We start from the raw sequence: 22,393 nt of genomic DNA, 5'->3' as shown, positions 1-22,393 counted from the left end.
TATGTATTTAAATCCTAATTGGCGAATTCTCACCGTAGGCGATGGCGATCTATCGTTCTCTAATGCGGTGGTTAATCATATAAAACCGGCAAAGTTAGTCGCATCTACTTATGATAGCGCCGAAACCATAGAGCAAAAATACCAGCACAATGCGCTAAGTAGTTTAAAAAAGTGTCATGTTGAGGTTATTAATTGCTTTGATGTAACTGACCCTTTATGTTGGCAAAAATTAGCTGCCCACCAGCACAGCTTTGATGTAGTTATTTTTCAGTTTCCGCTTATTCCTGCCTTTGTCGGGCGCGAAGCATTTGAAAGCAACACCCAAAAAACCAGCATGAACGTGCTTAATCGCGCGTTACTACATCAATTTATTAAATACGCTAACAATTACGCGCTCGACAAGAGCGGCCCTATGCTTTGCTACATAACCTCAAAAGATGTAAAACCCTATCGCGAGTGGAATATTGAAGGCAGCTTAAGTAATGGCCTTGAGGCTAAATACGCGGGCCAAATGCCTTTTGATATTAACCAGTTTGATGGTTACAAAATAAGAAACGTAGACCGTGATAAACACGTAAAAGACACCAGTGGCATCACTTATGTGTTCACGCCTAAAGCAATCTCGGCGCAATCTGACGAACTAAGCGCTCACCTTACAAAGCCTGCGTATTTAGGTGAAAATCATTGCTCGCTTTGTCGGGTAGGCCCTTTTATTGCTACCGAAGATGAAAACAAACACTTTAACGCTAAAAAGCACCAACAAATGCTTAAGCTAGAAGATGACTGGCAGGCGTGGCTTACTGACTTTTACAACCGCACCTTATAACCCTGTTTTATAGCTCAATTTAATTAAATCAGCGGCCTTTTCAGCAATGGCAATAACAGGTGCGTTTGTGTTACCTGTTACTATGGTAGGCATAATTGAGGCATCAATAACCCTTAAGCTGCGTATCCCGTGTACTTGTAGTTTGCTATTAACCACCGCCATATTGTCGGTGCCCATTTTACAGGTGCCAACAGGGTGATATTCGGTATCGGCAGTTTGGCGAATAAACTCAATAAGCTGGGAATCGTTATTTACATCAAGCGGGTAAACAAAGTTACCACGAATTTTATCAAAGGCGGGGCTTTGCATAATACGCAGCGCTTTTTTAAGCCCTGCAAGCATAAGCAATAAATCATCAGGGTGGCTTAAATAATTAGGGTCGATAAGCGGCGCACTGCGTGGATCGCTATTGGCAAGCCTTATTGTCCCTCGGCTTTTGGGGCGCATAATACTACTGTGAACACTATAGCCATGGCCAAGGTGAACTTTGCGACTATGATCGTCCACCAACCCAATTACAAACTCAAGTTGAATATCCGGCGCAGGCGAATTATCCAACACATTAATAAACGCATGTGACTCAGCAAAATTACTGGTTAATATTCCGCTGCGTTTACTAAACCACTGCGCACACCCTTTAATAATACTTGCAGCGCCTTTTACACTTACCCCAAAGGTGCCTTTTGCAGTATTTGCTTTACACAAAGGCACCACGGTTAAGTGATCTTGTAAATTACCCCCTACTCCTTCCAGTGCATGTTCCAGTGGTATGTTATGCGCTGCTAAATGCGCTTTAGGGCCAATTCCTGAAAGCATTAACACGTGCGGAGAGTTAATTGCTCCGGCGCTTAAAAGCACCTCCTTTTTGGCCATTAATGTAATAATTTTACCGCCGCGCTCAAGCTCTACGCCGTGGGCGACCTTATTTTTTATTATAATTTTATTAACGTGGCTGTGGGTAAACACACTAAGGTTAGGCCTATTTAAGTGCGGTGTTAAATACGCTTTTGCAGCACTACAGCGCTCACCATTATGTTGCGTAACCTGCGAAAGCCGTGCTCCATGTTGCTCAGCGCCATTTATATCGTCATTTAACTGTATTCCTTGCTCAACACACGCTTTTAAAAAGCAAGAGTTTACCGCACTTGGCTTAGTCAGCTCTTGCACATGCAATGGCCCTGTTGTGCCATGTAACGCGTTATTAAACGTTTTATTGTTTTCGGCTTTTATAAAATAGGGTAATAAACTGTTGTAGTCCCACCCAAGGTTGCCATTTTGTGCCCAGTTATCGTAATCGTATTTATTACCGCGTATATACACCATGGCATTAGTAGAGCTAGACCCACCTAGCACTTTACCCCGCGGCACAAAGCCACATCGGTTATTAAGCGCCTTTTGCGGTACCGTGTTGTAATGCCAACTATTTATTCCGTATGGCACACTGGCCGCAATACCCGCAGGCATTTGTATTAAAGCGCTCTTATCGCTACCGCCCGACTCTATTAGGCACACACTTATATGCTGATCTTCTGATAAACGCGCTGCCAGCACACAACCTGCACTGCCTGCGCCAATAATAATATAATCAAACGTGTGGTTACTCATAGGTGCCTTTGCATCATCACTATTTAGTTCTTATTGGTAGCTGCTTCTGCTTTGTGCATCCATGCAGTTGTAAATAAGCAGTTTTATTGCAGCAAGCTATTCGCTCTATAGTGCATAGATTAAATCCTAAAAACTTGATATTTTTAGACACCTTCTTTAATTTACAGCGCCAGTGTATGAGCAGCCCAATACGTGCCACCTCTTTATATTCAATAGACTCGTTAATTAAAGAACTTGGCGCAGACCCAGCAAGCGTAATGAAAACCTGTAAGGTCACTGTCGACTTTAATAACCTTGAAAACCAATATTTACCCTATTTGAGCTATGCAAATTTATTAGAGTACTGCAGCCACACGCTTAACTGCCCAAGCTTTGGGCTTAAATTAGCAAATAAACAAAACTTTGATATTTTAGGCCACATAGCCATAGCCGCTAAAAGTGGGACTAATTTAGAAGAAGCGCTTAGCTGGGTGGTTAAATATTTACACTTACACAGCCCCGCATTGTGCTTAACAACGCACTCATTAGATAATGACGAGAGCTTATTTTTATCGTTTGAATTTAACCTAAAGCCCCTACCACAAATAAACCAAGCCATAGAGCTCACGCTTGGCTTAGCCATGAGCATAATTAAAAAATTAAGTAATAATCAGTGCAAGCCTCGCACTGTGTTTTTACCGCAAAAGCTGGCAACTAATACACTCGCATACAAAACCTATTTTGGCTGTAAAGTAATAGAGCACCGCAACAGTGCGGGCATTGTAATAAACAAAGCCGACTTATCGATAAAGCTTAACCACAATAACCTTAATAAAACCGACGCGGCCTTTAATTTTTTAGCTAAACGCAACGAACACAGTCACTCATTACCTGCCCAAGTAAGCGCACTAATAAGGCCAATGCTGCCTATTTATCAGTGTTCAAACCAAACTATTGCCGAGGCACTTAATATGCACCCGCGTACCTTGCACCGTGAATTAGCTAAACATAACACCAGCTTTGTAAAACTTAAAGACACCACACGCCGGGCGCTGGCAGCGCATTACTTGCTTCAAAAACAATACTCTATCAGTACTATTTCAATGCTTTTAGGCTATCACGAACAAGCTACCTTATGCGCAAGTGTTAAACGCTGGTTTGGGTATTCTCCTAGGGCGTGTCGAACTTTGTGGATTGAAATTTATTCAATCTAGGGGCGATTTAATCGCGGCGCGAGGTTTGTAACCTAGTGGGCTAAGTAAAAATCGAGCAACAAAGAGTCAATCGTCCCTAGAAAGAACCCATAGGGCAGCGCATGTTTGGTCTTTATGCTGCGTTATCGCCTATTTATGGGGGAATAACCACACTACATAGGCTCTGCCTTGCCTAAAAACCAAACATACTGCTGTAAATTCAACCACCAAAGGTCAACACGCCCTAAAGCATACAGGGCAAAAAAATGTTAAAGTAACGGCTCTTATTATTTAAGCTAAGGAGCAGGCATGAACTTTGTCATTGTCGGTACAAATTTTATTAGTGATACCCTACTAAGCGCAGCAAATACGTTACCTGCATTTAATTTATACGGTGTGTGCTCACGCAAACAATCAAGCGGCGAAGCCTTTTTATCTAATCACCCCAATACCGATGTAAAAATTTTCACCTCAATTGAGCTGGTATGCCAAGACCCCCATGTTGATGCGGTGTATATTGCAGCGCCAAATAGCCTACACAAGCAATATGCAGTAATGTGCCTTGAAGCAGGCAAACATGTACTAGGCGAAAAACCTTCAGCCGCTAATAGCCAAGAGCTAAATGCTATTTTAACTGCAGCTAATGCCAATAAACGCCTTTACATGGAAGCAATGATGACCACGCATTTGCCAAATTTTGCGCGACTTAAAAATGCGCTGAGTAAAATTGGTAAACCCCGTAAGTTTATAGGCCAATACAGCCAGTACTCATCACGCTACGATAAATACAAAAATGGCGAACGCCCAAATACCTTTTTACCGGAATTTGCCAATGGCGCTTTGCTTGATTTAGGTGTGTATCCGCTTTACCTACTTATAGCACTTTGGGGCGCTCCACAGCGCGTGAGTGCCAGTGGGGTACTATTAGATACAGGCGTAGATGGTGCAGGCGACGTATTATTAAATTACGATGATAAACAAGCCGTTATTAGCTACTCTAAAATTTCTCAAGGCGATAACATCACCGAAATACAAGGTGAGCGCGGACGCTTACGAATACATGCCGTGTCGCAGTTAAAACACATAGAGTTTGTTGCCAATAACGGGGAGGTTGAGGTTATTTCTGATAAATTTGATGAGCACTTTATGAAATACGAAGTTGCGCACTTTATGCAAACCATAAACGCGCAAAGGCTAGAGTCAGATATTAATACACATCAGCTTGCCCGCGACGTAATGAACGTACTTGATACCGCAAGAAAACAGCTTGGGGTAGTTTACCCTAATGATAAAAACGCAGCAGCGGACTAAAGTTGACCCCCATCCGTGGGCAATCAAGGCAAGAGCCTAGTTGTAATTATGCGCTTACTTATTTTTTATTAGGTACAGCTAAATTACACAGGCTCTTTATTTAAGCGTGTAGATTTTTAATGGTTTAATTTGCATAAATCTATTCACCATTCAACCAAGGCAGCGCCAGTTATTAGGCGCACTAGGTTACTCACTTCGCACCACCATTAACCCGCGCCTAGATTGCACACATTTCAATCCATTAAAGTTAGCTTGCTCTAAGCACGCTTATATAAATGAGCAAAGTTAACTTAGCACACAAAAACATGACCAATCAAGCTAGCCAATTATTAAAATTTATACTAAATTGGTAACATAAATAGGTTAACACTCATTTATAATATTATATGACCGTTACATCACTTTAGAATTTTGACATAATAGTGAATTTTGGGGTAACCTCTGCTAATAACAGTAGGTTTAGGCTATTTGAGCCTATTAGCCGCTATTCCTTAAGGTAATAAAGGTAGAATATGGGAAACCGTCGCTTATTTTGGCGCATTGTTGATAAAGTTGAAGCTTTGATAAACCAAGGAGAGTTTTCTGCTGGGAGTCGTTTACCACCAGAGCGAGAACTTGCCGACATGTTTGACGTAAGCCGCCCAACAATTCGTGAAGCTATTATTGCATTAGAAGTACGAGGCCGCGTAGAGGTCAAAACCGGCTCAGGCGTTTATGTAATAGAACAACAAGAAACATCTGTAAAAACAAAAGAGATCAGCGCTTTTGAGCTAACACAAGCTCGCGCACTCATTGAAGGTGAAATAGCTGCACTTGCCGCTCAATCAATCACCGATGAAGAACTAGCTCAATTAAAGCAAACGCTAATAGCCATGGAAAAAGGCTTATATGTAGAACAAGCAGACCGCGAGTTTCACGAAATTATAGCGCGTGCTACACGTAACAAAGCCCTTGAGTATGCAGTGGCAAATTTATGGGATTTACGTTTAAACAATTCACAAATTGTGGCTGATTATGGCAGTGTGTGTAAAAACAATAACGATTGCGTAATGGATGAGCACACCGCTATTTATAATGCGCTGCAAACACACGACGCAAGCGCCGCACGTACCGCAATGCATAAACACTTTAACCGTTTAATTAATGCATTATTTGACGCGGTTGAAGCGCGTGCGCTTGAAGAAATCAAACGTAAAAATGATGAAAAACGTGGCCTTTATTCTTTAGATGGCTTAGTTAAAAGTGCTAGCAAAACACACTAAAACGACCTAAACGTTTATGAGCCAGCGATCTATTCGCTGGCTTTTTTATTTTAAGGCACTCAGCGTTTGCCTTTAGCTATGCATAAGCAGTTACGCTAATTCATCGCACATATTAGTCACTCCCTCCCAAATTTAATGTGTATGCCATACAAGCTATTACTTAGCCAATAAAAAACAGATACACTGCGCAAAACTAGACGATTGTTACCAAGGAAAACAATGCAATCATCCACTAAAGACTTTTTGCTCGCGCTTGTGTGCGTTATTTTAGCAATGATCACAATTCAATCTGGCGCCTCATTTGCTAAGCAGTTATTTCCTGTTGTTGGCCCCGAAGGCACTACTGCACTTAGGCTTGGCTTTTCTGCACTTATTTTGTGTTTAATATTTAAACCGTGGAAACACCTACCAGCTAAAGGTAATCGGTTATCAATTGTGGTATACGGTTTAAGCCTAGGCGGAATGAACATTTTATTTTATTACGCCATTGAACGTATCCCTTTAGGGATTGGTGTTGCGCTTGAATTTACCGGTCCATTAGCGGTGGCGTTATTTAGCTCACGCGCTAAGCGCGACTTATTTTGGGTGGCGTGTGCAATTGCGGGTATTTTACTGTTACTGCCCGATATGAGCAGCCAAGAAAGCCTAGACCCAATTGGCGTAATACTCGCGCTAGGTGCCGGTGCTTGCTGGGCAGCCTATATTTTATTTGGCAAAAAAACCGGCACGCAAAGCTCAGGCGGCGCAACGGTCGCACTCGGCATGACCGTAGCAGCCATTGTACTTGTACCTTATGGCGGCATATTACAAAGCAATGCGTTTACATGGAGTGTTATACCGCTGGGCATAGGCATTGCTATTTTATCAAGCGCACTGCCCTATACACTAGAAATGGTTGCACTGCGTAATATGCCCGCTCAAGGGTTTAGTATTATGCTAAGTTTAGAGCCTGCATTTGCGGCCCTTGCTGGGTTTATTATACTTGGCGAGTTATTAACTTTGTGGCAATGGTTGGCTATTTTATTAGTGATTATAGCCTCGGTGGGTAGCTCATTTTCGAGTGTTAAAAAACAATAATCCCCTCTATAAAAAGGCCAGCACATAACTGCGCTGGCCTTTTAAATAACAAAATTTTATATAACTTGTATCGCGCTACTTTTTACTTGTCATTAAATAGCCGACTAGTGATATAACTGGCATACCCGCTGCCACTAACGCCACGCTTTCCCAGCCACCAGCTTCGTATAGTGGGCTTGCCATTAACGAGCCAAGCGCTCCGCCAACAAAAATACTGGTCATGTATATGGCGTTTAAGCGAGCTCGGCTTTGCGGCTCTAATGAATATACCACCCGCTGACCCAGCACCATATTTGCCTGCACAGCAAAATCAATAAACATACCCGTAAGCGCTAAAATAATAATACCGTGCGGAAGCTCAAATATACTGGGTAAAAAGCACGCAGCAGCAATCACTTTTGCAAGTAACGATAACTGATGCGTGTAACCTTTGTCGGCTAAACGCCCAACAATAGGGGCTGCAATAGCACCAGCTGCGCCTACTAAAGCAAATAAGGCGATTTGCGATTGCGATAAGCCATATTCTCTGGCTAATACAACCGGTACGCTGGTCCAAAATAAGCTAAAAGAGGCAAACATAAGCGCTTGATACAATGCCCGCTGACGCAGCACGGGCTGCTGTATTATTAGCTGCTTAAGCGATTTTAATAACTTAAAGTACGTTGTATTGTGTGCCGGTTGCCTGCTCGGTATAGCAAAATATATAACACTGGCTATAAATGCCATACAGCCTGTGGCAAAATAAAATACGGCTCGCCAACCAAAATGATCGGCTATTAAACTTGCAACTGGCCTGGCTAATAAAATACCCAGTAACAACCCCGCCATTATATTGCCCAGTACTTGCCCGCGTTTTTCATCTGAGGATAAATGCGCAGCAAGCGGTATTAATATTTGCACCGATACAGAGCTCGCCCCCACCAATAAGCATAATAGCAACATTACACTTGGGCTTTGCGCTAAGCCTGCGCCTATTAAACTTAAAAATGTTATGGCTAAGGTAATGAGCATTAAGCGTTTGTTTTCGACTAAATCAGCCAATGGCACTAAAAAAAACAGTCCCATTGCATAGCCTATTTGTGTAAGCGACACAATAAAACTGGCGCTGTGCGCACTTAAACCCACATCAGGCGCTAATAACTCAATAATAGGCTGGGCATAATAAATATTTGCCACAATAAGGCCACAGCACAGAGCAATAATGCTCACTAAGGTATTGCTTATTTGCACTGGCTGTGCACGTGATTGGTTCATAAATAACTCTAATTTATAAATAATAAAACCCACTGCATATAAATGCAGTGGGTAGCCATGGTAAATGTAAAAGTGTGGGTTACTTAATAGGTGAAGGCTGCCCATGCGGGCTAGATCGCAAGTACTGCTTAGGCGCATTAACGGTTGCACCAAGTTGCGCTGCAGCATGCCAAGGCCAATGCGGGTTATACAAAATACCTCGCGCTAGTGCTACGCCATCGGCTTGCTGCTCGCTAATAATATCTTCGGCTTGTTGTGGCTCAGTGATTAAACCTACGGCTATTACCGGCATACTTACTACCTCTTTAATAGCGGTTGCAAATGGTACCTGAAAGTTAGGTTTAACCGGTATTTGTTGCTCTGGGCTTAGCCCTGCTGTACTTACGTGAATAAAATCGCAGCCAAGCTTGTCTAATGCTTTAGCAAGCTCAATAGATTGTGCTAAATCCCAGCCACCTTCTACCCAATCAGTCGCAGAGATTCGAATGCCTACCGGTTTATGGCTTGCAAATTCAGCTCTTAGTGCTTTAAACACCTCAAGCACAAGGCGCATACGGTTTTGCAAACTGCCCCCGTATTCATCATCACGCTTGTTTGAAAGAGGCGATAAAAACTGATGTAACAAATAACCATGCGCACCATGTAGCTCAATTAAATCAAGCCCTAGCTCATCAGCGCGTTTTGCTGCACTGACGAAATCGTTTATTAGCTGGGTTATATCCGATTTTGTCATAGCCTTTGGCTGGTAGGCGTTGTCATCGTAGGCAAGTGCAGAAGGCGCAAGTGTTTGCCAGCCGTTTTCATCGCTAGGTGCAATTGCACAACCGCCATCCCACGGTTTTTCAGTAGATGCTTTTCGCCCTGCATGCGCAAGCTGAACGCCAATAGGCATAGGACTGTATTGCCTAAGCGCTTTTAAACTTTTGCCCAGTGCTTGCTGGGTTTCGTTATTCCAAAGCCCTAAATCGGCGTAACTAATGCGCCCCTCTGGGCTTACCGCGGTGGCCTCTAATATTAATAACCCTGCACCACTTAAGCTCAATTGCCCTAAATGAATAGTGTGCCAATCACTAGCAGCTCCCTGATTTGCTGAGTACTGGCACATAGGCGCAATAATAATGCGGTTGTCTAAAGTGAGTTCACCGAGCTTTAAAGGTGAGAATAATTGGCTCATGAATATTCCTTAAATACGCGTACTTTAGTACGAAATGCTATAGCTTACGGTATGAAGGGTTAATGGGGATCAAACTTCACTTTTATAGTGTCAAAACGAGAATAAATACCGTGGAGCAAAACATTCAACAGGGCCTTATAGGTTTTTTAACCGTATTAATACATTCAGGTAATTAACTAATATGAATGGCTATTTACATTTGCTCAACGAGTAAAATATGCTTCCTTGTACCTTAATTAACCAATTACTTGGATGTTATACATATTTATATAATTTTTTGTTGTGCAACTAGCCATATTTATTCCAAAAGAGTGAATTAAAATTCAATTTTGATATTCCCACCACTTTAACTCCCTGATAAACTGATTAACTTATATTAACTGGAGTTAAATTTTGAATCTGGGGATCACTTTTTATGTTTAAACCAAGCTTGCTAACCTTGGCTATTTCGAGCGCTGTATCTGGCGCATTTTTATTTTCTAACTCGGCTGTGGCACAACAAGAAACCACCGCTAAAAACAAATCACTCGAAGTAATCGAAGTTACAGCAACAAGACGCAGCGGATCTGTACAAAATGCACCGCTAAACATTACCGCACTTGATGCCGATGTAATGAAAGATCAAAACATTGGCGAACTAGCCGATGTAGCGCGTTGGGTACCTGGTTTAACAATTACCGATCAAGGTGGTCGCTCAGGCTCACCAATTATAGTTCGTGGTTTAAACACTAACTCGTCGGGTCCATCATCAGATGGCGGCACCGTAGCCACATACGTTAACGAAATTCCAGTGTCAGTTGATATGCGTTTAGTAGACATAGAGCGCGTAGAAGTACTTATTGGGCCACAAGGTACCCTTTATGGTGCGGGCACATTAGGCGGCGCAATTCGTTACATGCTTAAAGAGCCAGAGCTTGATTTTACAACGGTAGAAATATTTGGCGATATGTTTCAAACTCAAGAAAGTGACTCGTTAGGCGGCGAAGGCGGCTTTATAGTAAACTTGCCACTTATTGAAGATGAACTGGCAGTACGTGCAAGCTTAAACGTATACGAAGACCCAGGCTTTATTGATTATGCTTACACAGTGCGTGAGCCAGGTGTATCGCTACCGGACCCTGATTGGAGCAACGCCGACGAAGTAAACAACAATATTAAAAATGTTGAAGATGCTAACGGCGAAACAACTACAACAGGCCGTATTTCTGTACGTTGGAAACCAAGCGAAACATTTGAAGGGACACTTAATTACTTCTACCAAAACCAAGACAGCGAAGGCCGTTCAATTGTTCATTACAACAGCCTAAACGATGATAACGGTTTAAGCGATATTGTAAGTAAATACGAGTCGGCTTATCGTTATGAAGAGCCGCGCGAAAAAGAAGATCAACTACTAAGCCTTGAGCTAAAAGCCGACCTAGGTTTTGCAGAGCTTGTATCGGCAACCGGTATTTCAAGCTTTGATGCCGACGGCCAACGTGACCAAACCGATTTACTTATCCGCCTAGATTACGGTTATGAAGAGTTCCCTGCGTTTTCATCATACACACGTGAAATTGACGAAGAAGATACCTTCACTCAAGAAATTCGCTTAGTGTCTCAAAGCGACAGCGACTTTAACTGGATTGTAGGCGCGTTTTACAACAAAACAGAAACCGAAGCATCAAGTAGAGAGTTTACGCCTGGGTTTGACCAATTCGCTATCGATAACTTTGGTGGCGCTCAGCTAAGACCTGACTCATTAGAATACTTAGAGCTTACAAAAAGTAAGGTCACTGAGTCTGCGCTATTCGGCGAAGTTGGCTACCAAGTTACCGAAAAATTAGATATTACCATTGGCGCACGTTTTTACGAATACGATGTAGAGGCGCAAGCAGCATTTGACTTCCCGCTTGCAAATACACTTTATGGCGATGCAGACCCTGATGCAATCACCGTTGCTTACGAAAAAGACGAAGCAGGCGATAACGGTAACTTATTCAAATTTAATGCTAAATACCAGTTTACTAATTCAGTAATGGGTTATGTAACAGTAAGTGAAGGCTTTAGAATTGGCGGTTCCAACCTTCTAGCTGTTTGCCCTGATCCTATCCCTGAAAACCAGCAAACAGGGTGTGGTAACGCTGACGAAAGGCTTTTTGATGCAGATACCACAACAAACTACGAGCTAGGCCTTAAAAGCACCTGGTTTAGAAGCCAATTACACTTTAACGCCGCTTTATTTAATGTAGATTGGGAAGATGCGCAAATTGCAGGCGCAACAGATGTAGGCCAATTACCGTACTTATCTAACGCAGGCTCTGCCAACGCAAAAGGTATTGAGCTATCTACCCGTGCTATTTTATCTGACTCGTTTACCGTGTACGCAACATACGCATACACTAAAGCAGAGCTAACCTCAGACGCCCCATTTTTATTTAATGCTGATGGCACCGATGGCGCAGAAGACGGCGACCGCTTACCGGGCTCGCCAGAGCATCAGTTCTCAATGGGTGTAAACTATCAAACAGATGTGTTTAACGACAAAACCCTTGATATTAACTACGGTTTAACCGCACAAAGTGATGTAATTTCAAAAGTAGGTTTGCATGACAATGGCGAAACCCTGCCAGGTTACAGCTTAAGTAATATTTCTGCTAAGCTAACGGCTGATGAGTGGTCTACTACTTTATACATTGATAACGTATTTAATAAATACGCCGTTACATCAGTACGTCGTTCAGATGCCGATATAACAACTGCAAACGGTGCCGACATACAACGTAACTACGGCCACTATATAAATCGCCCACTTACGGTAGGCGTTAAATTTAACTACAAATTTGAAATATAATTTATAGTCACTTTTAAACAATGTTATAAGGCTCAAATTTATTTGAGCCTTTTTTCTTTATTAACACATAAATAAAACAAACATCATGCAGCCAAACTTAAAGCACCTTCATCAAAGCGCCATTAAACATTTAAACCAAGGCAATATTGAGCTTGCTCATAAAGCGTTAGTTGAATTAGTAACGCAAAAAAATGACTTTGCTGATGGCTACTTTTTACTGGCCATGGTTAATTTACGCGTAGGGCAAATACACAAAGCCATAAAGCTAATAGAAAAAGCCCTTAGCTTTGGTAAAAGCATTGAATACAGCGCGCAGCTTGCAAAGTGTTACGCATTAACAGGTGAGCTTACCAAAGCCAAAAACACCGCTTTAGCGATACCCGTTGAGCAAATACAAAAGAGTCTTGATGCCGACACCCTAGGTGTTGCACTTACGCAAGCAGGTCTGCACAAAGAGGCACTAAACTACTTTAACTGCGCTATTGAACTGGCTAACCATACAAATAAACCGCAACCACAGTTTTATTATAATTTAGGGGTAAGCGCTAAATTTTTAGGTCAATTTGAACAAGCCAAAAATGCCTTTGAAAGCGCCATTGCGCTAAATTCACTGCACCACGCAAGCCATTTCGCATTAAGCGATTTAACCAAAGCGACGCTGCAAACTAACCATATTGAACGCTTAAAAAACGTCTTTGAGCAAGTAACACACCCCGATGCTAAATTACACATTGGCCACGCACTTGCAAAAGAGTACCAAGACATAGGCAAGTTTGATGATGCGTTTAACAGCCTAGAGCAAGGAAAAGCCACTAAACGCGCTATACAGCCTTTTGATCATAAAAGCTCAGCCGCATTATTTGCACACATTAAACATTTAAGTGAGCAGAATAAACACGCGCTAACACACGGCAGCCCAACGCAAGAGCCTATTTTTGTATTAGGTATGCCCCGCTCTGGCACCACATTGGTTGAGCGTATTTTATCGAGCCACAGCGACGTACAATCAGCTGGTGAATTACAAGACTTTGGCCTAAGCGTTAAAAAATTAAGCCAAACTCAAACACCGCATGTACTCGATACTCAAACACTCACTAAAGCGTATGAGCTTGATTTTAATCAGCTTGGGACAACGTATTTAAACGCCACTCGCGTAACCACCGGCAGCCATAAGCACTTTATAGATAAACTCCCGTTTAACTTTTTTTATATCGACTTAATAACTAAAGCCCTACCAAACGCGAAAATTATTTGTATGTTGCGCGACCCAATGGACACCTGCATTGGTAACTACCGCCAGCTATTTACTATAAATAACCCCTACTACGCATACTCGCTCGATTTACTCGACACTGCCAAATTTTATAGCCGCTTTTACAAACTCATGCAGCACTTTAGCGCCCTGCACAGCAATATAAAATTAGTAAAATACGAAGAACTAGTCGCCCAGCCCGAGCAGCAAATAAAAGAGCTAGTTAGCTTTTGTAATTTAGAGTGGCAAGCACAATGTATAGACTTTCACTTAAACACCGCACCGGTATCTACTGCAAGTAAAGTGCAAATACGCCAACCACTTAACAACAAAGCAATTGGCCGGTGGAAAGCGTTTAAACCCCATACTAATGAGGCTGAGACCTACTTAAAACAACAAGATATTATAGGATGAAATATCACTTCTATTTTATATAAATTCGCTTAATTAATTTATAGTCAGGTAATTACTTTTTAAAATAAATATAAGCACTGTGACGATCAAACTAACACAGTTACCAATGCTTACTGACAAATATTGATAGAAAAGGAATAATATAAATGGAATAAAATTCAGCTAATGTTCCCTTGAAGGGGCCACATAGTGAGTGGTATAGTTACTAAAGGATTAAAATTAAAGGATTAAAATTAAAGGATTAAAATGTTAATATTTAAAGAACTAAACTTAGTAAATATAACAAGGTTAACTAATAGTGTTGGTCACGGTGCTAGGAATGCCCCACTAGATGTTTTAGTACTACAAAGGCTTTTATTAGGTACCACAAAAAAGTATTTCGGTAAAAAAGTACTAAAGCCCGATGGATATTATGGTAGTAAAACTGAAGAGCAACTAAAGCTATTTCAATCCGCTGCATTGGGTAATAAACACCCAAGTAAAAAAGTTATACCTGATGATTTAACTCATAAAGCACTTGTAGCCTCATTAAGTCAGAACTTTCTAAAAAAGCACAAAGAAGCTGCCCTTTTAAATCAAGTTCAAGTTATTGATTATGAACACTTCATTAAAATATATAAAAAGCAGTTCCCTAATGAGCAAGCATTTAATGATCTAAAAAAACTCTTGATTGAGTGTGTAACGGATCCTCACATTACCGATATCCGATGGATTGCTTACATGTTAGCGACAGTAAAACGTGAGTGCGGACGTACCTGGAAACCAATTAAAGAGTGGGGAAAAGGAAAAGGTAAGCTGTATGGTAGCGTACACGATGTTCCAACTACTTCAACTGTAGAAAAAAACATATATTACGGAAGGGGTTATGTACAATTAACATGGGATTATAATTATAAAAAGGTTGGCGATGCTTTAGGGCTTGGAGATAAGCTCTATATAAATCCAGACCTAGCACTTAATCATAAAATTGCATATGCAATAATGTCTTATGGCATGCGAGAAGGTTTATTTGCTAAAGCGAAGCTAGGCCAATTTATATCAGGTGCAACTTCTAATTATATTGGAGCTAGGAGAATAATTAATGGTCAAGATCACGCTTTAGAGATTGCTAATGACGCTATAATTTTTGAGCGACTATTGAAAGCGTCACGAGGTACATTTGAATTTGAAAAGTTATTATTCTCAACAAATGTAGCGTTAGCTTAATACACATATACTTTTATGGATTAACTCTTGGTGAAATTAAATATGACCTTATTTGTTATGATCTTTTTATTATGCTCGCATGTTAATGCCGCTTCACTCAATGCAGATATTAAGAATAATAAACCCTCAAAAATGCAGATACCCTCTGGTCAAAAGTTGCCTCTAGATTTTGAACTATTAACTCAAAAAAATCTTCTTGGCTCACTAAATAAAAACGACAACTGTTCTATCAAAGACGAACATCATAACAATCGATTTGTCTCAGTTTTTAAGCTAAGTTCGGGTGATAAATTGCTTGCATTAGCTTGCAACACTGGAGCATATCAAGACAGTTACTTGACCTATTATGTCAAGACGTTAACTAACATGGCTTACCCCATAACTTGGTCAGAACCTACTTTTATTGATAATAAGTGGGAGCTAAAGCAAACTAATTTAATTACCGGCAGTATTGAAGTTAGTGAAATAGGGAATGAATTAAAGTCTCTGCGCTTATACTCTGCTTTTGGCTCTTGCGGTTATAAAGTCAATTACACCATTTCGTTCCCACAACTGATTAATCTAAAACCTAATTTAATACATGCAGACAACGATTGTGGTAATGGCATTTTAGTTGACGAGTGGCCAGTAATTTCCAATTCAAAATAACATCGCTAGTAATTATATTAAGGTCATATACTAATTTGATAAATGCCCCCAGTATGGGGGATTTATCTTTTTTAAATAGCCGCTTTTACAAACTCATGCAGCACTTTGGCGCCCTGCACAGCAATATAAAATTAGTAAAATACGAAGAACTAGTCGCCCAGCCCGAGCAGCAAATTAAAGAGTTAGTTAGCTTTTGTAATTTAGAGTGGCAAGCACAGTGTATAGACTTTCACCTAAACACCGCACCGGTATCTATGGCCAGTAAAGTAAAATTACGCCATCCACATAACAACAAAGCAATTGGACGTTGGAAAGCATTTAAACCCTATACTGCTGAAATTTAGAATTACTTTTTAAAAAATCAGTTTTGAGAAAGCATCTTTACAGATAGGCTACTAAAATAAGAAAATCTAGTTTATAGAAACCTCTAGCTTTTGTTTACACTCATATCTGACTTTCGTCATTTCATTAAAGTAATTTTTATAAAGCTCTTAAACTGAGTACTTTAGTTGCTTCATTTCCCAATAAACCTGTACATGTTCGGTTAGTTGTAAAATCTCCAGTCAGCCTAACATTAACTTCAGTTTTAGGCTCCAGGTTTTTTATAATTTGACCAGAACTAGCTTTTCTTGAACAACTAAATGCATATTTAATGTCAGATTTAAATTTAACTGTAGAATAATTATTGGCACTGATATCACATGCCCAATTTTGTGGATTACTACTGTTAATTGTTGAATTAGAAAGTTTAAACATACACATATTGATTTCAGGCTTATTCTCCCAAATATAAAGATCTTGAGACACTCGTTGAATTCTGCCACTTTTATCATTGCAGTTTATAGTTAGAGATTGTTTATTTTCACTAGGCGTTAAGTTTGAGAAGCTTCCAGAAAATATATTGCTTCTTTTATACATATTTACTCTCTGGCCACCTAATGAGGCTGAACAATTATCTATATCTTTAGATACAAAACTAAAATCAATACTCTTATTTGCATCGAAATAATATTCCCCATCCCTTATCTGTGTTGGCAACATTTGAATATCCTCTTGATTAATAGTACTGATAACATCCATTTTAGCTGTATCAGATATAATAAGGCCATCATAACCTTGGCACTGCCAGGATGTTTCAATGTCTCCCGTAACGCGTATCGACTTTACAACAGTTTCTGCATCTCGATATTCAGTGGCACCATTACTTAGTATACGATAACAATTTTTAGCATTTTTGATAGATGCTTTAAATGTCACATAATTATATTTCTTAGTATAGTAATCGCAGATCCAAGAAGAAGGCTCTAGCTCATAGGATGTATTACCAGACCCAAATAGACACATTTTCAACTCTGGTTTTGGAATTAGGTCAATGTTTGTATAGCGACCTTCCCAACTAACCACACTATTAAACTTTGTGTTAGGCTGTTCTTTAACCTCATTAATAGAAATAAACATTATTTTATCATTTATAGAGTCATTACGAGTTGCTTGGAAGTTTTGAGGCGAAATACAATTGACTGTATTCTTTTCAACACTCAATGCCTGCGTATTTATTAAGTCAACAAAGTATTTATTTCTTTTATATTCATCAGCATTACCACAAGTAAAAAGGTTCCTTTTAATGATTATATTTTTATTATTTTTTCCACTCAAAGCATAAGCCTGATCAAACCCTTCAAGATAGTTACTATCAAACAAAATTTTTGAAAAATTATTTAAACTCACATAACCATATTTCCTACTGATATCTTCATACCGATATAGGTGGCTATTCTCAATCGAAAACTCTGAACGACTATTTTCATTAACTATATTTATATCAAAAAAAGAACTGTTAAAGGAAAAGGTAGAATCATCAAAAGCCGCAACCGCTTCGTCTATTTTTATAGACGCATAATTCACAGTCTCGTTATTTGCATTTTTTATAGCTGCTAGGCAATTATAAAATGAAGGTCTCTTCAAAGATATTGTAGTGCTCCCACTAATAGTTATACATGAATCATGTCTGCGACCGAACTTAGTATTTATTGAATTGTAATTGGCGCTTTTCAGTCTCACTAAAGCTCCATTTAAAGCTCCTAATTTGAGGTCCTCTGTATATAAAGTTGGAGTATTATTTGTTCCTGCTTTCTTAGTTATTTCTAATCCATTTATAAAGAACAGTTCAACATTACCATCCCCAATAATCCTAAGGCTAAAGTTGATTGGTTCAACTAAATCTATCCCACCATACTCTTCACTAGCGGATGGGGAACCCATTCTAAAACGTTCTTTAAAATATTTGCTTACGTATAGAGTGTGCGTACCAAAGGGCTTTCTATTGTTCTCTTGAACAAATTCATTAAACTTTTCGTTTCGTGAACATACAACTGATTTTTTACAGACTATATTGTCTAAATTAATTAACTCTGAAGCAATCGCATATTCAGAAATAGAAAAAAATAAAAAAATAAAACTTATAAAAATTTTAAAATTACGCATATAAATTTCCTTATTTATTGGTAAATTTTGTCGCTATCGCAAAGAGGTATGTCTTTATAATTTGCATAGTTGTTTTTTGATTGCTTATAACACCTCAACTCTCCGTTCCCAGAAGCATTCAGAAGTTGAAACCCCCCTATTGAATTGTTATTTCCAATGTAAATTGATGCTTTACATGCTTTAGTCGATGAAAAGTCATTATCAAGTAATGTTATAACTTTCCCATCCTCATCATAATGCGAATAAATTAATACCATAAACTTTATCGGACATTCATAATTACTAGTAAATTTATTATCTATTATTTGAACAAGATGATCATTATCTAAAGAAAATGCATAACTACCTTCTTTATTCAAGTTAAATGTATTTCCTTTTATAAGGCTACCAGTAAAACCACGGTAATTGATACAAGGACCGACTTCATTACACTCAAAAGTATTATTTATTATAAATTGGTCAGTAGGGGTATTAAAATTCTCTGCCGAAAAGCTTTTATTTCCAACACTATCATTTATGTAATAACTGGTGCTGAATGATTCGAAGCAATTAAATTTATTATTATAGAAATGGTTTTCAACTCCCTCAGGTACTGAATTACTATCACGTCCAGAGTAGTTTCTCAGTACATGGTTAATGCATTTACCTTGTGATGAAAAATCATTATTATATATATGTGAACCAAGCCCTCTGTAACGAATAATTCCACAGTCTTCAGAAGAATTACAACCAATTGTTTTGAAAATTAAATTTCCAACTGAAAAATTCTTATGGGAAGTATCTTGGTTATAGTTAAAATCAAATAAATATTTGCCGTTACTATTAGTGCTGTCAAAAGTTATTATAGGCTTAGTTGCATCAAAAGGAGACTCACCTATTATTTTATAACCTCTCGGTGTGGAACCTGAATCAGGGCTGACAAATTTTGGAATGTTAATTGCTCTAGTTACAGTAAACTCTTTCCCCGCAGGTATAATAAGTAGATCGTAGTTTTTAAAATTATTATTTATTTCATCAATTAACTCATTACCTATCAGGTGGACTTTACCATTAACATTTGATTTCACTAGGTACAAACAGCTTTTTTTCATTGTGTTAGATTTAGAGGTTTCAACTGTATCACATAAATCAACATCGAAATTATTAACAGACGCGTAAGCTGTACTTATAAAAAATAACAAATTGAGCATAATAAACTTATAAAAATTAATCATCAAAAATCCTTTTAAAAATCATATTAATTTACATTATTTTATAGTACTTACTTACCCAAAACAAGAACATATTAATTAGATTTGTTTTCATCTATTAAAAATGAGTATATTAAATAAAAACTAATGCACCATTTTTGCCAAGACAAGAGCATGAGCTTTACCTTGACTTAAAAGCATGGCTTTATACTCCTTTTTAAGGAGTCTCCATATGCTTTGCATTCAGTTATGTAAATATTTGAAACCAATTGAAGACCCTTACCAGCGGGTAAAGTTGTCCATGAATTTTTTGATATCATATTCTTAGCAGTCAGAGCTATTGTGTCTGGGTGCGAAGGGCGGGAATATATTGAAAATTTTGGCCATGATAGATTAGATTTGCTTAGACAGTTCGTCCCCTTTTGAACAGATTAGCCCTAGCTATGACACAATTACTCGTATAATGATCCGTATTGATATGACGCAGTTTCAAGACTCTTTTTCTTCCTGTGTGGAAGGCTATTCCTAATTGACACAGGCGGTGTAATTGCGATTGACGGCAAGTGAGTTAAAGTTGCATTAAATCAATCAGGTAGGCGTAATGCACTTTATATGGTCAATGCATCTGCATGCGAAAATGGTGTTGTTTTAGGACAATGCCCTGTTGATAAAAAGTCGAATGAAATAACAGTGTTACCAGAGCTTCTTGAATTACTAAAGATTAAAGGCAGCTTAGTCCCGATTGGCGCGATGGGGTGTCAAAAAGCCAGTGCAGAAAATAGAGGATAAACAAGCCGAAAACCTATTTGCAGTGAAAGCTAATCATCAAGGACGGCTGTCACAAATGGAGAATGCATTATTACCTTAGGTCAGACGACAAGGGGCCAAGAAGTGTTATAAAATGAAGCTGAATATAAGGAAAAAAAGAAAAGTTCAAATGTTGTGCTGTTAGTCACAAGGTAAGTTATTTATCGGAAACAACCAATTGGAAAGATGCCAAAACCATAGGCGCTATTGTTTTTTATAGAAAAGGAAAATGCAAAGTAAGCAATGAGTTATAATATACCTATTATAGCTGCTCAGCAAATTTATCGGCGAAAGAGCTAGCAAGGTCCGCACGGAAACATTGGCAAATTGAGAATAGTTTACATCGGCGCTTAAATGTCAGATTTAAAGAAGATAAGTGCCGAATTAGACATGAAGGTGTAGCACCTGTATTTGCGGGACTTAGACACACCCCATTTAATCAGCTAAAAGCTGAAAAAGGCTTTAATAAAGGCATGCCGGCAAAATAAAAAAACGATGGGAAGTACAGTCTACCTTGAAAATGTATTGACTCATGGGCTTTTCCACGCTATTACCCTAGATCTTCGCTACATGCTGACTAATAGATACACGTAACTCGCAGATACTCAATACTTTAAAAGCCTTTTCTATATAGCCAAGCTGAAGGGTAACTCTATCAGCACACTATTTTTGCGATTATAAAAGCTTGTTATTCTGTTTTTAAAACCATACTTTTCGATTGTGCAAATATTACTAGTGCAAATACTATTTCGGTTATCCCGCCAATAAAGGCGCCGATTACAAATTTGGCATTTAATACAATACACAGCATGCCAGAAAACATAAGCGAAGTACCTAAAATCCAGTACACTTCCATGCCATATAAAGTGTTTAAAACTAAATAACGAACACCAATTATCATCAGCAGTATTGAATAAAACCATTCAGCTTGTAGTTTTGCTACATAAAACGCTAAAAACAAATCGACAAATAAAATAATAGTGCTTTCTAAGGCCAATTTACCTAATGGTTTTTTAGGTTCATGATTGCCAGAGCTTTTGAAAGTAGCATGGCTAAAGGATGTATAAACATACCATCAAAAAACAAAGTAAGCATACTCGATTGATTTGAATACAGTAATGTGACAAAGCCAGCTATAGACCAAACCAAGCCAGACACTAATGCACCGGTTCCACCACCGAAGTATGCGAGGTTTATATTTTGTTGCACATCTTCAGACTTCATAAAAACCCTTAATTCCAGAAATATCCCTAATTTAATATTATCGCATCGTTATTAATTACAAATCGTTACTCGAATACACACTTAAAATAGGAAACGTATGCTCAGCAAACGATACCGTTACCGACTGTGTTTGATTGCCTTTAAAGCCTAATTTAAATTCACTTGGTGTTATCCTGCTGCCATCTGCAAACAGCGCTAACACGTGTTCTTGATTAAGCTCTCGCTTGCCAGAGGCTAAATTAGTAAGGGTAATAACCGCCCAGCGATCTCCTATTTCGTTGCTCATAAGTACGTAGTTTGCAATAGAAAAGTCAGACTTTTTAGGCGTTATATTATTATCGTTTGGAAACGACAAGTGCATGCTATTTGGTATGGCTCGGTCAACGTTTAGTACATTATTTTGCGCTGCACACACATTGGCGCAAAGTACCAATAAAAATAAAAAGCTAACGACAATTTTTGCCATAATTAAACGTCCTTTTAAACTTCGAATTTCACATGCTTGATTAAAATTTATACTCGCAGTTTTTACCTATTATGTAAACACTCTATTAAACGCTTAGCAAACTAACTAAGCGCTCATTCAGTGACTCCCCATTAGTATTAATACTTTGCGGCACGTTAATAAACACAAGGTTATTAAACAGGAGTAAA

18 protein-coding genes and 1 pseudogene are annotated in these 22,393 nt (G+C 39.0%); 11 read left to right on the top strand and 8 right to left on the bottom strand.

Annotated elements, in window-relative coordinates; translation table 11 throughout:
* Position 1: 1 nt before the first annotated feature.
* Entirely contained in the window at positions 2-826 is an 825-nt protein-coding gene (locus tag MTF68_RS05225) for a class I SAM-dependent methyltransferase (RefSeq protein ID WP_248461894.1), read from the top strand.
* Here the strand turns inward: MTF68_RS05225 and MTF68_RS05220 are convergent.
* Entirely contained in the window at positions 821-2,431 is a 1,611-nt protein-coding gene (locus MTF68_RS05220; RefSeq protein ID WP_248461893.1) for a GMC family oxidoreductase N-terminal domain-containing protein, read from the bottom strand. The two genes, MTF68_RS05225 and MTF68_RS05220, sit on opposite strands and share 6 nt — an antisense overlap.
* Before the next feature lie 176 nt (positions 2,432-2,607).
* Here MTF68_RS05220 and MTF68_RS05215 point away from each other — a divergent pair, with 176 nt between their 5' ends.
* From MTF68_RS05215 to MTF68_RS05200, 4 genes are all read left to right on the top strand, one after another.
* The gene (locus MTF68_RS05215) at positions 2,608-3,624 is read left to right on the top strand and encodes an AraC family transcriptional regulator (RefSeq protein WP_248461892.1); all 1,017 of its coding nucleotides are present in this window, start codon (positions 2,608-2,610) and stop codon (positions 3,622-3,624) included.
* A 288-nt stretch (positions 3,625-3,912) separates the two neighbouring features.
* The gene (locus MTF68_RS05210; protein ID WP_248461891.1) at positions 3,913-4,914 is read left to right on the top strand and encodes a Gfo/Idh/MocA family oxidoreductase; all 1,002 of its coding nucleotides are present in this window, start codon (positions 3,913-3,915) and stop codon (positions 4,912-4,914) included.
* Between the two features lie 512 nt (positions 4,915-5,426).
* Positions 5,427-6,176 (top strand): FadR/GntR family transcriptional regulator, encoded by a 750-nt coding sequence (locus tag MTF68_RS05205; protein ID WP_004587131.1) that lies wholly within the window; start codon positions 5,427-5,429, stop codon positions 6,174-6,176.
* A gap of 219 nt (positions 6,177-6,395) precedes the next feature.
* Complete coding sequence (locus tag MTF68_RS05200; RefSeq protein WP_055253837.1) at positions 6,396-7,253, top strand: DMT family transporter; 858 nt, start codon at positions 6,396-6,398, stop codon at positions 7,251-7,253.
* A gap of 75 nt (positions 7,254-7,328) precedes the next feature.
* Here the strand turns inward: MTF68_RS05200 and MTF68_RS05195 are convergent, their stop codons facing one another.
* Together MTF68_RS05195 and MTF68_RS05190 are read right to left on the bottom strand one after the other, a co-directional pair.
* On the bottom strand, positions 7,329-8,507 hold the full coding sequence (locus tag MTF68_RS05195) for an MFS transporter (RefSeq protein WP_248461890.1): 1,179 nt from the start codon (positions 8,505-8,507) through the stop codon (positions 7,329-7,331).
* Positions 8,508-8,586: 79 nt separating this feature from the next.
* Entirely contained in the window at positions 8,587-9,681 is a 1,095-nt protein-coding gene (locus MTF68_RS05190) for an NADH:flavin oxidoreductase/NADH oxidase (RefSeq protein ID WP_248461889.1), read from the bottom strand.
* A 415-nt stretch (positions 9,682-10,096) separates the two neighbouring features.
* Between MTF68_RS05190 and MTF68_RS05185 the strand changes: the two genes are divergently transcribed.
* The 5 genes from MTF68_RS05185 to MTF68_RS05165 all read left to right on the top strand — a co-directional run bounded on the left by MTF68_RS05185 (position 10,097) and on the right by MTF68_RS05165 (position 16,378).
* Complete coding sequence (locus tag MTF68_RS05185) at positions 10,097-12,514, top strand: TonB-dependent receptor (protein ID WP_248461888.1); 2,418 nt, start codon at positions 10,097-10,099, stop codon at positions 12,512-12,514.
* An 85-nt stretch (positions 12,515-12,599) separates the two neighbouring features.
* Positions 12,600-14,180: a sulfotransferase gene (locus tag MTF68_RS05180; RefSeq protein ID WP_248461887.1), complete on the top strand. Its 1,581-nt coding sequence runs from the start codon at positions 12,600-12,602 to the stop codon at positions 14,178-14,180.
* Positions 14,181-14,426: 246 nt separating this feature from the next.
* Positions 14,427-15,386 (top strand): glycoside hydrolase family 19 protein, encoded by a 960-nt coding sequence (locus tag MTF68_RS05175; protein ID WP_248461886.1) that lies wholly within the window; start codon positions 14,427-14,429, stop codon positions 15,384-15,386.
* 42 nt (positions 15,387-15,428) lie between these two features.
* Positions 15,429-16,034 carry a hypothetical protein gene (locus MTF68_RS05170; protein ID WP_248461885.1) on the top strand — a complete coding sequence of 202 codons (606 nt, stop codon included), beginning with the start codon at positions 15,429-15,431 and terminating at the stop codon, positions 16,032-16,034.
* Positions 16,007-16,378 (top strand): sulfotransferase, encoded by a 372-nt coding sequence (locus tag MTF68_RS05165; RefSeq protein WP_348983610.1) that lies wholly within the window; start codon positions 16,007-16,009, stop codon positions 16,376-16,378. The genes MTF68_RS05170 and MTF68_RS05165 overlap by 28 nt, the downstream gene beginning before the upstream one ends.
* Positions 16,379-16,514: 136 nt before the next feature.
* On the opposite strand, the gene MTF68_RS05160 is transcribed toward MTF68_RS05165, so the two are convergent.
* A complete protein-coding gene (locus MTF68_RS05160; protein ID WP_248461884.1) occupies positions 16,515-18,518 on the bottom strand; it encodes a hypothetical protein in 2,004 nt (667 codons plus the stop codon).
* A 14-nt stretch (positions 18,519-18,532) separates the two neighbouring features.
* Positions 18,533-19,732 (bottom strand): hypothetical protein, encoded by a 1,200-nt coding sequence (locus MTF68_RS05155; protein WP_248461883.1) that lies wholly within the window; start codon positions 19,730-19,732, stop codon positions 18,533-18,535.
* 564 nt (positions 19,733-20,296) lie between these two features.
* Between MTF68_RS05155 and MTF68_RS05150 the strand changes: the two are divergent.
* Positions 20,297-20,497, top strand: a pseudogene (locus tag MTF68_RS05150) (ISAs1 family transposase); the annotation flags it as partial.
* A 706-nt stretch (positions 20,498-21,203) separates the two neighbouring features.
* On the opposite strand, the gene MTF68_RS05145 reads toward MTF68_RS05150, so the two are convergent.
* Genes MTF68_RS05145 through MTF68_RS05135 form a run of 3 tightly spaced genes read right to left on the bottom strand, consistent with a single transcriptional unit; the run spans position 21,204 to position 22,205 of the window.
* Positions 21,204-21,512, bottom strand: coding sequence for a hypothetical protein (locus MTF68_RS05145; protein WP_248461881.1), 309 nt, complete (start codon positions 21,510-21,512; stop codon positions 21,204-21,206).
* 5 nt (positions 21,513-21,517) lie between these two features.
* Complete coding sequence (locus MTF68_RS05140; RefSeq protein ID WP_248461880.1) at positions 21,518-21,739, bottom strand: hypothetical protein; 222 nt, start codon at positions 21,737-21,739, stop codon at positions 21,518-21,520.
* Positions 21,740-21,794: 55 nt separating this feature from the next.
* Positions 21,795-22,205: a hypothetical protein gene (locus MTF68_RS05135; protein ID WP_248461879.1), complete on the bottom strand. Its 411-nt coding sequence runs from the start codon at positions 22,203-22,205 to the stop codon at positions 21,795-21,797.
* Between the last annotated feature and the right edge of the window lie 188 nt (positions 22,206-22,393).

This window comes from Pseudoalteromonas sp. 2CM37A (assembly GCF_023161885.1).
Lineage (GTDB): Bacteria > Pseudomonadota > Gammaproteobacteria > Enterobacterales > Alteromonadaceae > Pseudoalteromonas > Pseudoalteromonas atlantica.
The sequence above is the reverse complement of the archived record's forward strand: the minus strand, read 5'-3'. Positions and strand labels throughout refer to the sequence as shown.